Raw genomic sequence first — 14,076 nt, forward strand, 5'->3', positions numbered from 1 at the left:
CAGCGGCCGTCACTTGTAGCGGAAATAGAAGTTGCCGTAATTAGGCAGTTTATTTTCGCGACGGTTCTCGCGCGAGGTCTTGCGGAGGTCGATGTTTTCGGCATCTGGCCAACCGTAAGCGCGGAAGATCGCCTCTGCCATGTAGGCGAAGTTCATCAATTTTCGAGCAACCCGGTAAAATATTATAAAAACCATAATAAAGGCGGCTCCCCCATACAGAGCCATGTCAGAAAAAAATCCGATTGGATCTCCACCGAAGCCATTTCCGGCGATGTAAAACGCGACAATCGAAATTGGATAGACAATAAAAAAAGTCAGAAACATCATGCGCATGATATTTTTGTAATGCGCCTTTCTACCCGCGGTGGCGTGCGGGTAGACCGCCAGCAGATTATCGCTTTTGCGCATTACAGAGTAGGCAACGTAGCGGTTTTCGCCGACTTGTTGTGCTACCACTTCTACGTTGTCGTTGTTGCGCATCGGCATCATCCATAGCCAGCCCTCGATTTCCTTGCCGTCTACTTCAAATCGAACCCAGTCGGCTTCTTCGTCTGAATTGGCGGCCATATTCAGAAGGCCGATTCCTGCAGCCCCCATATTCAGCGCTGCGGCTCCAACTGCAGTCGCGCCGACTTGCCACTGCTGAGCTTGCGTCAAGACAAAGTCATGGCTGCGCCGGGTGCGCTGCAGGTTGGAAATTTTTCCTCGCAGCAGTACAGTTGGGATATCGAGTCTAGAATTTTTCATGACAGTCTCGCCATAGCGTCGATAAAGTCTTTGTCCTGCTGAGAGCAATCGATATAGCGTTTGACATCGTGATCGGTGACACGAAATAGCGTTTCTCGCCCGGTGCCGAACGCGCAGCGCGAACACCAAGCTTCGAGTGCATCTGGCGTTACCCAGTCCGCGAGGGCTTGAAGCAAAAGTAGGCCGATTGTCCCTTCCCAGCCGATAATCATCCCGACAGCCCGCAGGCCGGCGAAGACCGCCGCTCGCTCGGTAAAGGCTTCGACCGCCGCGGCTACCGCCTCCGAGCCGTAGCGTACAGCCAGTTTCTTAAGCAATGGCGCGGCCGTACTTGTGGAGTCGATTAGCATCAAACTGCCAACAATAAATCCGCCAAAGAACTTAACGTAATAGAGGCCAGCAAGATCACCTTGTCCCTTGCCTTGGGCGGTAGCGGCCTTTTCGATGTCCATCCACGCCGAAATCATCGACCCTGCGCCCCCAAGCGTGCCGCCAACGAACTTCCAACTCTGCGCGCGGATAGATTCCTTAATTGTGGCGTAATACGGCGACATAACGATGGTAATAACCGAAGCGCACAGTGACGCGCCCGACTGCACGAGCTTCAGTCGCGTATCGTTATCCGGCGCACCAGCTAACAGGTGCGCGAAGTTGACGGCTTCCAGCAGCGCTGCGACTACGGCGATCCGCTGCGTCCGCAATTGCTTCACGCCATCGTCGTTGAGCTTGACCTTCCCCCATATGTCGTACAACGCCTGCGTAGCCGGAGCAGATCCCTCTGGCGCTGGCGCGCGCAGCAAGCCACGCGTTTTCAGAAGTCGCTGGATCGTCTCCTGCCGGCTCGCGTTTTCGACTTCCGCCTGCTTGCGCACCAAATCCATCGCGTCTTCATACGACACGCCCGCGCGCTGCAGGAGCAGCGTTTGTATGATCTTCTCGCCGACAAAGTCGCCCAATTGATTGACGCGGAACTTAGCGAAGATCGCATCGCCAACGACCATGCCGAACTGGTCGATTTCGAGCCTCCGCAGCAGGTTGCCAATCGGGGTGATCTTTTTCTCGTCGGTTTCGAGCGCCAGTTGGGTCAAATTCTTGTAATAGCCGATCAGTGTCTTGGCCCCGGCAGCTGCGCCCGCCACCGTATCGAAACCTTTGTCCAGCGGCGAGTCCTTGTGGGCGCGCGCAGTTTCCAGCATCTTGCGCAGCTCGATGCGGGCACTGATTTTGTTCAACGCAATCACGCGCCAAATCAAACTCTCGGCCTGCGTCGGATCCCACTTGTTGACGAGGGCGTCGACGATGTTCTTTCCCTTGGGGGTATTCGCCAGACCGCATAGCGCCTCGCTCACCACGATCTCGAACGCCAGACTATCGGTGACGTCGTTCGAGTTGTAATCCTCGAGCGTGTCCAACAGCAACGGCGCCTTCAGCAGCCATTGCCCCACGTCATCGCTGCGCGTTTCCTGCAACGTATAAACGTCGTGCTGTAGCGCCCGGTAATGCTGGCTGAATAAATTAATCGCGGGACGATCGAGGCGTGCCTCATAAACGGACCATCGGTAAGCCGTCATTTCGTTCAGGGCGCGGTCGTGCGAACCGGGCTTTGCCTGAGCGAAAGCGCGTGCATCGGCCATGATTCGATCGCGCTCGGGATTCGTGTAATTCGCAAACGCGGCGGGGTTGACCGCGTTGGTCGAGCGGGCCAACTGATACAGGCGGGTTTGATAGCTGCCCGGAATCTGGTTGACCGCCATCCAATTCATGTCGTCGTAGTAGGCATTGATCTGCTCGACGCGGGACGGTGACGCGCTAGCCAGCGCCTGCACGCGCTGCGCGGCCAACGCCGCCCGCGCTCCGGGTCGCCCGAGTCCGGTCATCTCCTGTGCCTGTTTCGCCATGTCCTCCTGAGTGTTCAACTCCTGTTCCTCCTTGGAGCGAACGACTCGGTGCGCCGTTTCTATGTCATTGAGTGCCGCGACTTGCAAGCGCCGTTCTTCGCTCGCATATTGGTTCAGCCATGCGAGCGGCTCATTGCGGAAACCGTTCAGCTCATGCACGACACCGACCGCATCCCACAAGCCGAGCATCATCGGCCGATGGTGTTTTCCGTCGGCCGTCTCGCCGACGGCGTGCATGAGTTTGACGAGCGCCGCGCTCGCGGAATCCGGCGTGGCTTGCCGGATATGCAACGGATAGCGAGTCGTTTCTTTTTGAAGCCATTCCGACTTGTAAGCCCCTGTTGCATCGCTAAACGGTGGCGCCGGCTTTGAGGGATGCGGCGCCGCGGGTAGCTCGAGCTGCTTGGGATCGAAGCCGGGCATGTACTCGACGACGTCATCGATCCGGCGTTCGGTGGCCTCCACGGCATGCCCATGCGGATCCGCGCCGCCGTTAATCCAGCTTGCCGGTTCGATAGCCTGCATGCGGTGCTCGCGCAGAGCCGCGAATGCATCGTTTGCGTATTGCTCGAAAACTTCCTGATGCCAGGTGTGCTCGGAAAACGCGATGTAGACCTTGCCGCACTTGTGCGGCTGCTCGATCGCGATGATGTCCATCGGCACCGCGATGCCCGCCTTAGCGCAGGCTGGATCTGTATGGGGCTCTCGCGGCAGCGGCAGAGATTGCTTCCAGAGGCGCCCGTCTTCTGTCACCCGGTACGCCTCCCAGTAGCGATTGCCACGAGCGCCTCGCTCGTAGAAAAGGTAGACCCAGCCTTCACGCAAGGTCCGTACACCGTATCGGTGCTCCGTGAGCGCCACATCGGTCACACGGTGCCCGCTGAGGCCGTCGGGCAGCTTCACAGGCGCCTTCTTGGGCAGCACCGTGTAGCGCACCGGAAGAATCGGCAAACCCGCCTTTTCGCAGTTATCGCATTTCATTTTGCGCTCTTCATCTCGTCTCACGCCCACGATCGGCTCGTGCCGTTCTTCTGTCCGGCGAGCCAGCTGCCGCTCCTGATCTCCTCGATCTCTTCAGGCCTGATCGTGCTGACGGCGGCAGTGTAGAAGCAGTCCGTCGAGACTTCGCGCAAAGCCTCTATGACGCGTGGATGGCTATCGAAGTAGGGATGCCACGCTAGCGCATGCCCGATAAAGGCGATCATGTCGTCTTTGTCAGTCAATCCAAAGTGCTCGGCGCGTTCCGCGCTCGCCACAGCCGCTTTCACTTCGTCAGGCGTCGGTTGTCGGCCCGTTGCCGCCATATGCAGCGCCAGTGCGCGATTGATCAAGCCATGTCGGTGGATCGCATTCCATTGCCCCGGCTTGAGCAGCAGTTCAGCCCGCGACGGCGGATAGAGCCCTTTGTACGTACGGAGTTCAGCACACGCATCGAGCGCATACCACGCTTTGACGGGACCGAGCAGCGTCTCCTGCTGCATGAGCGTCAACACCGGCCAGAGCAGACTCAACGCGCGCGCGTCATAGAAGCGCAGCGCGCACGTTCGCTCGCGGCCGTCCTGCTGCAGTACATATTTGGACCAGTGCGCAGCGACTTCATCGGCCGGTAACGAGCTTGCCAGCCAGCCGCCGATCCGCTGTCCGAGCCCTTGCGCGACGTCATCGGGGCGCCGATCGTGGTAAGCGACGCGCACGCTGTCGAAAAGCAACATGCAGTCTTGCGGCTGTGACAAATCGAGTGTCAGGAGATAGGGCTGATGCTCAGCGGGAAACGCCGGGTGGTCGACCTCGATGACAGCGCGAGGCAAGTCCTCAAACGTTGGCTTGCCGTTTTTTGCTGGCGGTAACGCTCGCATTCCCGAGTCCACTACGAGCAGGCAATGCATATCACGATGCTGCCGCTCGAAGTGTCGGCGCAGCGCGATCGTGGCCGCCTCGATTTGCACCGATTCCGCGTCTGCGCGGCGTTGATCGTCGGATGCATCCACGGCCTTCACTCCAGTGCAACGCTCGAGGCGCTGTCGCTCGACGCTGAGGCCAGCTTCCATGCGCAGCCCTTGGGCGCGCTGGCGATCTGAGCGGGCATCCGCATCGTGGCCGGCCCCGGCTTGTCCCAGCTCGCACACTTTTCGACGATCTGGCCCGACGTACCGTTCTCGATTCCGTTAGCGGTGATCTTGATGTACGAGCCGCCCGCGCCGATCCAGATTTCCTTCTCCGCCGACAGCACGATTCGGCCATCGGTGCTCGTAATCGTGATGTCCTTCAATGCGGCAGCCGTGATGGCATCGCTTTGCGCTTGTATGTCGACGTTGCCCCTGGCGGCAAACAGCTTCATGCCGGCGTTCTGCACGAACAGGCTGACTTTCTCCATGGCGCTTGCAACCAGTGACTTGCCTGTTGCGATGTGCGTACTTTGACCGCTGACGACGTTGACGTGCTGGTTCGCCGCGACCTGCATCGAATCCTGCGTCGACAAGCCCATGCTTGCGGGGCTCGCGAGGAACATGATCGGCAACGCGAAGCCGTTCGCATTACCGGTGCCTCCTCCGGCGGTATGTGCACCGCTTCCCATGCTGCCCGTCACGCTATAACGCGTCGCATCCGTGAAGCGCTTCAGCGCGTGCAGGCCCTCATCGAGGCTCTCGGCATGGTTTGCCGTGCTCGCTTGCGATGCCATGTCGACTACGCTTTCCGCGCCCGTGAGCTGCTCGCTGGCCGCGGTCACGTTTAGCGGCTGGACGGCTGACGTGGGATGCGTCGACACGTAGAGCCCTCGGCCTGCTCGGATCGCACCATAGGCGTCCGACTTGAGGTCGAAGCCGCTTCCGAGAAATGCTCCGCGTGTGTTATTCGTGTGGTCGATGAGGTACCCAAGATGAAGCTGCGTCTGGTAGCTGGTGGAGTACAGTCGGACGCGATTTTGCCCGGTGGAGTCGTCCATCGCGAGCTCGTTGTAGCCGCTCCCGCCGTACTCCTTCGAGCGGTAACCCGAGAGGAGCCCGTTGGTGTGCCATACGGGTTCACTCGCGCCGCCGAAGACGCGCGAGACGATAACGGGCCGATCGCAATCGCCGCCGAGGAAGTCGATGAGGACTTCGTCGCCGCCACGCAGCGGGTGGATGGCTCCGCGTTGGTCTCCCGCGTCGGCAAACGCCGCCCGCACCCAGCAAGAAGCACGCGAGTCGCGATACCAGGGATAGCGCACCTTGACGCGGTTCAGGCGGTCGGTCGAGACTTCTTCTCCATTGGCAGCATCGACAATGGCGCTCATGAGCGACATCTCCGGCTTGCGGTGCTCGCGGGCCAGCCGGAACGGTGCACGACGCGGCTGCAGTTCCACTTTCACCTGAAAGAAGCCCTGACTGCCATCGAAGTGCGCGATAGTGGACCCTGTTTTCGTGAGCGCTTGCGCTTCGATTTCCTCGCGCAGGCTGTCATCGAAGGCGGGGTAGCTGTTCATCCCGGGCACATTGTTACGGATCGCCCAATCCACACCGAGGATCACGTATTCGTTATCGCCCGAAGAGCCGCCGGTGTGCGTCGCGCCGCGAGACAGCGTGAACCAGTAGCCAGGCAACGCCGCTCGTAATCCCCCTACGGCGTCGACTCGCTGCAGTTCGGATTCCCATTCTTCGGCACGGTTGGCGACCTGACGCTCGCCGTCCTCCCGTGCCCCCCAGCCGTAGGCGCCCGTGTATTCATAAATCTCGCCCTGCGCACGCAGGGATTCGGGAGTCGATGTGTCGGCTTGGACGCGCTTCGACAGATCGGGCCGCTTGTAGTCGAAGGTGCTCGCGGTAAACCGTGCGCTTTGCAAGCGCAGCCGTTCCCGCCAGGACACGAAACCATCGAATTCTTCGCCGGCGCCCGCGTGGCCGAGCGATACGACCTGCGGCTGGAGCGGTGGAAGTGCGCCGATACTGTCCACGATGACGAGCGTGTGCGACTTGCCGTCGTTGGAAAACTCGAACCGCCCAAATACGCCGGCTTCCTCCATACTGCGATAGACGAAGTCGAGGTCATACTCCCACTGCATGCGATAGGAGTAGTAAGGCATCGGTTTGCGCAACTCGAAGCGGTAACGCTGGACCGCTTGGCGGTGTTCCGCGAACACGTCGGTCAAAATCCCTTCGCCACGCTGCTCCTGCCAGTCGCGCATGTCACGGCGCAGGCCAAGGAAGTAGAGCCACGATGAAAAGCGCAATTGATAGTAATCGCACTCTCCGTCGGTTCCAAGTTGGACGAAGTCGTGGACATAGCCATGAATCGGCAGATAGGCGCCACCGGCCTGTTGAATCCATAGCGTGACTGCCTCGCCGAGCAAATTGCGCGGATCGATGGGGTCGCCGTCGCGCACCGCGGCCGCTTCGACCGTGAATTCATAGTCTCGGCCGAGCCGAGCGGTGCCTTTGACCAGCAACGGGACCAGCCGATCGGGCCCAGCTCGGGTATCGAGCTTGATCAGCCGTTGATATTGCGCATAACCGCCCCGTAACGTACTTGAGATACTTCGCAAGCTCATTCAACGCGCTCCCTCGGTTCTTCTTTTTGCGCGATATTTTTCGCGGATGCCATTCTAGAGGAGGGGCGTGACGGGTCGCAATTCTATTTTTTTGCAAAGTTTTGCAAACTCCCCGTATTTATTCATGGAGCATATAGCGCAGTTTTTTCCGAGTCATCACCAATAAGTGTTTATGTCGGTAAATATTTCATATACTTACTGATTGCCGTGGAATGACAGGTCAATCTATGCGCGCTTGATTTGCGGCGATGTGCGTTGTGCATTGTGCGGAACCCTCGCAAATCGTAAAGAGCGCGGGTTCCTTCCGTCGGCCGATGCTCGGCACTACTGCTCTGCCGCACGCACGGGCAATTGATCGTAGCCTTTCGCACGATAGATCGCGAACGATGCGAGCCACGCAAAAATGAACACGCCGATGATGACGAAGCCGAGATTGTTGAAATTGTCGTTGAGCGTACCGATCAGATCCCAAACTGCGCCCTTGAGATTGAACCGGCCCGCCAGCAGGCCGAGCGTTTCGATGCTGCCGATCAGCACTGCAACGACAACGGATACGAGAGTAATCGTCAAGTTGTAATAGAGCTTGCGGATGGGGCGCACGAATGCCCAGTCGTAGGCGCCGAGCATCAGCACGCCGTCAGTGGTGTCGACGAGCGACATGCCGGCCGCGAAAAGCACGGGGAATACGAGCACGATCCAGATCGACAGCCCCTGTGCCGCCTGGCTTGCGGAAATTCCGAGCAGGCTGACTTCGGTCGCCGTATCGAAGCCCAAGCCGAACAGGAAACCGAGCGGCAGCATCCAGACCGGCTTCGAAACAAGGCGAAACATCGGCCGGAATAGCCGGGCGATCAGCCCGCGGCTGTTCAGCAGCAAATCGAGATCGTCATGGTCGTAAGGTTCGCCTCGACGTACCTTGCGGAACGCGCGCCATACGCCTCGCAAGATGACGACGTTCATTGCGGCGATCAGGAACAGGAAGAGCGCCGATACGCTCGTCGACACTACGCCGCCGAAGCCCTTCCAGTCCTCGATCCGGCTTTCCAGGGCGGCCGCGGTCGCGGCGACGGCGGCCGCGACGAGGAGGACTACGGCCGAATGCCCGAGAGCAAAGAAGAAACCGACGGTGACGGGGCGTTGCCCGTCCTGCATCAGCTTGCGCGTTACGTTGTCGATTGCGGCGATATGGTCCGCATCGACTGCGTGGCGCAAGCCGAACCCGTATGCGAGCAGCCCTGTGCTAAGAAGCAGAGGGTGACCATGGAAGGCGATGAAGGCCCAGACCCAGGCGCCAATGTTGAAAGCGGCGAGGACGCCATAGATCGCGATGACGCGGCGTCTCAGACTTTTCTGTTGGGGCGAAGCGAATCGTGCAAGGGTAGGCATATACGAGGTCCTGATGAACAAACCATCAGCGTGCAAGCCTACAGACCTGCTCCTGTCGGAGTCAATCGCTGGACAATAAATAAGAAACGGGCCGTGTGAGATCCAAGGCGTCGCACAGCACAGTCTGGTTGGGCTCAGCACACACGGTTACGAGATGGCGCGACGCAGTGGGCGTCTCAGCCCGATCTCGCAGGACTTCGAGCGATTCCCCACACTGGTGCCGAGGTCTCAACGGCAAAAGTCGATTGGTGCCACAATGCCTCGCAGACACGAGCTTTCCGGCCTGATGAGCCAAACTCGAGGAGAGGCGCCATGACGAAGCCAGTGAAGATTCCCGGCCCTGACCATCCGATTTCGATCGAACGCAATCCGTCTCGCGTGATCGTCACGGTGGCGGGCAAGGTGATTGCCGACACGAAAGACGCATTGACGTTGCGCGAGGCGAACTACCCGCCGGTTTTTTACATTCCGCGACAGGACACGGACATGTCCTCGTTGCAGCGCACGGACCACGCGACATACTGCCCCTACAAGGGCGACTGCTCGTACTTCTCGATCCCGTCCGGCGGCGAGCGAGCGGTGAATGCCGTATGGACCTATGAGCACCCATACGAGGCGGTCAGCGAGATCCGTAGCCGCCTCGCCTTTTATCCTGATCGCGTCGACTCGATCGAAGCGCAGCCGGCCGGCGTCGCCGCCACCTGAGCGGCGCGGCACGCCGCTCAGGCTTCGCTATGCCACATGCGCGGCGAAGCCCGATTGGCCCGGCGCGATGTCGGGCCGCAACGTGAGCTGAGGGATGTCATAGGCGCCCGCATTTTGCGGGCGGAAGGGTATCGGCGCGGTGTTCCAGAGGTCGTCGAGCCGGCGTCCGAGCTCGTCGCAGATCCTTGCGTACCTCGCCTCATCAGTCTTGCCCGCGCGATAGATCACGAACGGCGGCAGGACCGCGAATCCGGGGTAATACAAAATCCCGTGCTGAATCGGGAAGAGAATGTCGTCGATCGGGCCGTTGACGCCGCGCGGGCCGTAATGCGACTCCCATCCGCCGGCGGTCACGACGAGCATCGCGCGTTTGCCCGCCATCGTGCCCTCTCCGTAGCGATCGCCCCATCGAACGTCCGAGTGCTCTCCCACGCCGTATCCGAAGCCATACGCGTAGACGCGCTCCACCCAGCCTTTCAGAATCGCGGGGACCGAGAACCACCAAAGCGGAAACTGCAGGATCACCGCGTCCGCCCAGCGCAGCTTCTCCTGTTCCGATGCGATATCGTCGGGCTGAGTGCCATTTTCAAAGGCGCGCTTGGAATCGAGTGCGGGATCGAAGCGCTCACCGGGATTGCTATCCGGGAAGTCATCAGCGTCGAGCGTCGGCTTCCACTTCATCGCGTATAGGTCCGATACTTGGACGACATGTCCGGCATCCTCGAGCCGCTTGACCGAAAAGTTCTTCAGCGAGCCGTTCAGTGATTCAGGCTCGGGATGAGCGTAGACGATAAGCACGTTCATTGAGTGAACTCCATCTTGTTGACGAGAGCAAGATAAGGGTTCGCCAGCTATAGTTGAAATGAATTGTTGAAATACGAGGCATTGCCGTGGTCAATCTAAGACGGATCGATCTCAATCTGCTGGCGACGCTCGACGTCCTGCTGTCCGAGCACAACGTGACTCGCGCAGCCGAGCGCCTGAACCTGTCTCAGCCGTCGGTGAGCGTTCAACTCGCCAAGCTGCGCGAGATCTTCGGAGACCCGTTGCTGCTGCCGGGGCCGAGAGGAATGCGCCCTACCGCGCGAGGCGACGAGTTGCGCGAACCGTTGCGGCAAGCGCTCGAGGCTTTGGAGCAGGCGGTGGCACCCGCAACCGCTTTCGACCCCGGCGGGGCCGATCACACGTGGCGCGTCGCGGCAACCGATTACACGGAGTCGACGATCGTGCTGCCGACGCTGAATGCGCTGCGCTCGGCTGCCCCTCGTACGCGTCTGGCGGTGCTCGAGATGACCCCGTTACGGATAGCGAAGCAGGCAGAGCAAGGGGATATCGATCTCGCGTTTCATACGACGGAAGGGTCGCCGTCCGCTTTGCGTCGCCGGGCGCTTTTCACGGAGCGTTATGTGCTAGTGGGCCGCGCAGGTCATCCGCGCCTGAAAAGGCGGCCGACGCTTGCGCAATTCGGTGCGCTCGAGCACGTGATCGTCTCGCCCGACGGCGGCGGGTTTTATGGCATCACTGACGAAGCGCTTGCGGAAGTCGGCCTGTCGCGACGTGTCGTGCTATCCGTTCCGCATTTCCTGTTTGTCATGTCGGTGATCGCCAGTACCGACCTCGTTGCCATGTTGCCGGAACGCCTGGTCCGGAACGTCAACGCGCTCGAAGTCGTCGAGTCACCCATCGAGGTGCCCGGCTTCGAGATCTCGATGCTGTGGCACGAGCGCGCTCATCGAGACCCGGCGCATCAATGGTTGCGCGAGTGCATCGTTCAGTCGGTTTGACGGTGCGGCCGGACGGCCATTGTTCTGCATTGGAAAACGGTGAATTCATTCCACGGCGATTGATGCCCGCTGTGAGACTTATAGACTAGAGGCAAGTGTTCGCTGACCTCAGCGTGCGGCGGAATTGGAAGAAGGGAGCACAAGATGGACATTCTGGACTTGGCGCGGAAATCGGGAATGACGGTTGTCCTCGAAGCGAAGATCGGCCGGCAGGAATATCAATCTGTGCATGGTTCGCTCGAGGCGCTCGAAGCGTTCGCGGAACTCGTGGCGACGGCTGCGCAAGACGAGCTTGCAGAGCAGGAAGCATAGAAAGGAGAACGTAAGTGAAACGCGATCCTTTGGAAGTCCTGAGCGGCGCGGATCAAAGCTGCGTGAGCAACGAGGACCGGGTATCGGCATCGTCGAACGCAATCTCGCGAAAAGCCGGCGAGCGGTCGAAAACCAGAAACTGGGCATGGGCTCACACCGCCGAGTCTTACGACTGGATGGATTGGCACAGCCCGTCTTCGACTGGTGAGTGCTATCAGTGAACTTTTCGAGCGCGTCGATGCTCGACGAGGCACGGCGCCCCAGGCGCGCTTTTCATCGTTGATAGAACCGCACTTGCTAATCTGGCGCAACGCAGGCGCGCGCTACTCCGCCGATGCCGCGCGGTCCAGCGACATTCCCGTCGGAAGGAAAGTCTCCATGAACTGCGCCGGCGGCATCGGCCGCCCGAGCAGATATCCTTGCAGCGCGTCGCAGCCGAGCTGAGTCAAAAACGCCTGCTGCTCGCTTGTCTCCACGCCTTCGGCGACGATATTGAGCTTCAGCGTTTGCCCGAGCGCGACGATCGCCGAAACGATCGCCGCATCCTCGCTATCGTGCTCCAGATCGCGCACGAATCCGCGATCGATCTTGAGTTCGGCGGCCGGCAGCCGCTTGAGGTAGAGCAGGCTCGAATAACCGGTGCCGAAATCGTCGATCGCAATGCGTACCCCCATCGCATGGAGCTCTTGCAAGATCGCGAGACTCGCGGCGGCGTCGCGCATCGCCGTCGTTTCCGTGATCTCCAGCGTCAACCGACGAGGCTCCAGCCCGTGGCGCGCGAGCGTGCCGCGCACGCACTCGACGAGTCCGGGATTGCCGAACTGCAAGGCGGATAAGTTGACGGCGATGCTCCAATCGCTCGCCAACGCCGGGTCGGCGCTGCACCATTGGGCCATTTGCCGGCACGCCTCGTCCAGCACCCACTCGCCGATCGGCACGATCGTGCCGGTACGCTCCGCGAGCGGGATGAACTGATCCGGCATGACGAGCCCGCGCGTCGGATGTGCCCAACGAACGAGCGCTTCGGCGCCCAGGAGCGGACCACCGGGCGCGGCGAGCTTCGGCTGGTAATGGAGAACGAATTCGCCTCGCGAAAGCGCGAGGCGCAGATCGTGCAGCAGTTGAAGCTGCTCGCGCGCATCGGCGTTCATCGAAGTTTCGAAGAAGCAATAGCCGTTGCGCCCGAGCGCTTTCGCGTGATACATCGCGGCGTCCGCGTGCGTGACGAGCGTATGCGGGTCGTCTCCGTCATCGGGAAAACAGGCGATCCCGATGCTCGCCGAGACACGCAGGTCCTGCCCATCGATCCGATAGGAATCGCTCAGCAGTGTGACCAGGTTGTCGGCGAGCGTTGCGGCGTCCGTCGGCTCCATGCCGGGCGCAAGCAGCACGAACTCGTCCCCGCCCATGCGCGCCACTGTATCCTCGCTGCGCGCGGCGCCTCGCAGCCGTTTCGACGCTTCCACGAGCAGCGCATCTCCGACGGGATGCCCGAACACGTCGTTGATGGCCTTGAATCCGTCGAGATCGAGGTACATCAGCGCAAATCGCCGGCGCGATTGCCTTGCGCTGCCGATGGCCTGTTCGAGCCGGTCTTCGAGCAGAATGCGATTCGGCAACTGGGTCAGGCGGTCGTGCAGCGCGAGAAACGTCAGTTCGGCATTGGCTTGCGCGAGCGAGGCGGCCAGCACCGCGGTTCTCGATTCCAGCCGCATGTCGAGGACGGAGACGATCAATGCGACCGCCAGCGCAGCCACGCTCGCCACGATGATCGCAAGCGCGACCCAACCCGTGTCGATGCCGCCGCGCGCCGCGCCGCATACGGATCCGACAGGAAAATGCGCGGCGGCCATCCCTGTGTAGTGCATACCGGTGATGGCAACGCCCATCACGACGCCGGCGCCCATCTGCGCAAGCGGTCGCCGCGTCGCCTGGCGGCGCAGATGGAAGGTGATCCACAGCGCTGCTCCCGAGGCTCCCACCGCGATGACGACCGACAGCGCGAGCAGCAGCGGGTCGTACTGGATGGCGGGCGTCATCTGCATGGCCGCCATTCCGGTGTAATGCATGCCGGCCACGGCGATGCCCATCACGAGCGCGCCGCAAGCGAGCCGCCCGTATGGCAAGTTCGATTGCGTGACGAGCCATAGCGCGAAGCCGGATGCCGCGATGGCAATCAGCAAGGAAAGCAGCGTAATTTCCGGATCGTAGCCGACGGGAATCGGCACGCTGAAAGCGAGCATGCCGATGAAATGCATCGACCAGATCCCGGCCCCCATCGCGCAGGCGCCGCCCGCAAGCCAGAGGCGCGCGATGCGGCCTCGGGCGGTTGCGATCCGGCCGGCCAGGTTCAGCGCGGTGTAGGACGTGAAGATCGCGACCGCGAGCGAGAAGAAGACGAGCAAATTGTCATACGTTGTCGGGTACATCGATCTCATCCTCTCCGCTGGTCCCCATCTGCGCTACGCGAAACGCCAACTCCTGCCGCTCCAGCGGCATGCGTCCGCCATTTTGAACTATCTGAACCGCCAACCGCCGAAAAAAATGACTTCGCTCGTTCCCGATCGCCGCCCGATCAACGCGGTTCGGGGCATACGCAGACGTTTAGGCACGTGATTCGTAGGACTACTACCGATTCGGTTTTCAGCGCGCGCAAGGATGGCCCTCCGACCCCGACTGTGCTAGCATCCCATGCTCAATCCAACGACAGCTCGCCAAG

General features: G+C 60.7%; 11 protein-coding genes. 4 read left to right on the plus strand and 7 right to left on the minus strand.

Annotation, left to right across the window (positions count from 1 at the left end):
* Positions 1–9: 9 nt before the first annotated feature.
* The 5 genes from C9I57_RS03035 to C9I57_RS03055 all read right to left on the minus strand — a co-directional run bounded on the left by C9I57_RS03035 (position 10) and on the right by C9I57_RS03055 (position 8,556).
* Positions 10–747, minus strand: a complete 738-nt coding sequence (locus C9I57_RS03035; RefSeq protein ID WP_107149125.1) for a putative type VI secretion system effector — start codon at positions 745–747, stop codon at positions 10–12.
* Positions 744–3,656 (minus strand): T6SS effector BTH_I2691 family protein, encoded by a 2,913-nt coding sequence (locus C9I57_RS03040; protein WP_308835493.1) that lies wholly within the window; start codon positions 3,654–3,656, stop codon positions 744–746. Before C9I57_RS03040 ends, C9I57_RS03035 begins: the two co-directional genes overlap by 4 nt.
* Positions 3,647–4,633: a DUF4123 domain-containing protein gene (locus tag C9I57_RS03045; protein WP_258187465.1), complete on the minus strand. Its 987-nt coding sequence runs from the start codon at positions 4,631–4,633 to the stop codon at positions 3,647–3,649. The genes C9I57_RS03040 and C9I57_RS03045 overlap by 10 nt, the downstream gene beginning before the upstream one ends.
* Positions 4,634–4,638: 5 nt before the next feature.
* Positions 4,639–7,170, minus strand: coding sequence for a type VI secretion system Vgr family protein (locus C9I57_RS03050; RefSeq protein WP_107149128.1), 2,532 nt, complete (start codon positions 7,168–7,170; stop codon positions 4,639–4,641).
* Between the two features lie 324 nt (positions 7,171–7,494).
* Positions 7,495–8,556, minus strand: a complete 1,062-nt coding sequence (locus tag C9I57_RS03055) for a HoxN/HupN/NixA family nickel/cobalt transporter (RefSeq protein WP_107149129.1) — start codon at positions 8,554–8,556, stop codon at positions 7,495–7,497.
* Between the two features lie 312 nt (positions 8,557–8,868).
* Here C9I57_RS03055 and C9I57_RS03060 point away from each other — a divergent pair, with 312 nt between their 5' ends.
* Complete coding sequence (locus tag C9I57_RS03060) at positions 8,869–9,261, plus strand: DUF427 domain-containing protein (RefSeq protein ID WP_107149130.1); 393 nt, start codon at positions 8,869–8,871, stop codon at positions 9,259–9,261.
* 27 nt (positions 9,262–9,288) lie between these two features.
* Here the strand turns inward: C9I57_RS03060 and C9I57_RS03065 are convergent, their stop codons facing one another.
* Complete coding sequence (locus tag C9I57_RS03065) at positions 9,289–10,065, minus strand: NAD(P)H-dependent oxidoreductase (protein ID WP_107149131.1); 777 nt, start codon at positions 10,063–10,065, stop codon at positions 9,289–9,291.
* An 86-nt stretch (positions 10,066–10,151) separates the two neighbouring features.
* Here C9I57_RS03065 and C9I57_RS03070 point away from each other — a divergent pair, with 86 nt between their 5' ends.
* From C9I57_RS03070 to C9I57_RS32350, 3 genes are all read left to right on the plus strand, one after another.
* Positions 10,152–11,045, plus strand: coding sequence for a LysR family transcriptional regulator (locus C9I57_RS03070; RefSeq protein WP_107149132.1), 894 nt, complete (start codon positions 10,152–10,154; stop codon positions 11,043–11,045).
* Between the two features lie 144 nt (positions 11,046–11,189).
* Entirely contained in the window at positions 11,190–11,357 is a 168-nt protein-coding gene (locus tag C9I57_RS32620) for a hypothetical protein (protein WP_181321700.1), read from the plus strand.
* 14 nt (positions 11,358–11,371) lie between these two features.
* Complete coding sequence (locus C9I57_RS32350; protein ID WP_146166164.1) at positions 11,372–11,578, plus strand: hypothetical protein; 207 nt, start codon at positions 11,372–11,374, stop codon at positions 11,576–11,578.
* 102 nt (positions 11,579–11,680) lie between these two features.
* Here the strand turns inward: C9I57_RS32350 and C9I57_RS03075 are convergent, their stop codons facing one another.
* On the minus strand, positions 11,681–13,786 hold the full coding sequence (locus tag C9I57_RS03075; RefSeq protein WP_107149133.1) for a putative bifunctional diguanylate cyclase/phosphodiesterase: 2,106 nt from the start codon (positions 13,784–13,786) through the stop codon (positions 11,681–11,683).
* Positions 13,787–14,076 lie beyond the last annotated feature (290 nt).

The sequence above is a fragment of the Trinickia symbiotica genome (genome assembly GCF_003028655.1).
In the GTDB taxonomy this organism is placed as follows: Bacteria; Pseudomonadota; Gammaproteobacteria; order Burkholderiales; family Burkholderiaceae; genus Trinickia; species Trinickia symbiotica_A.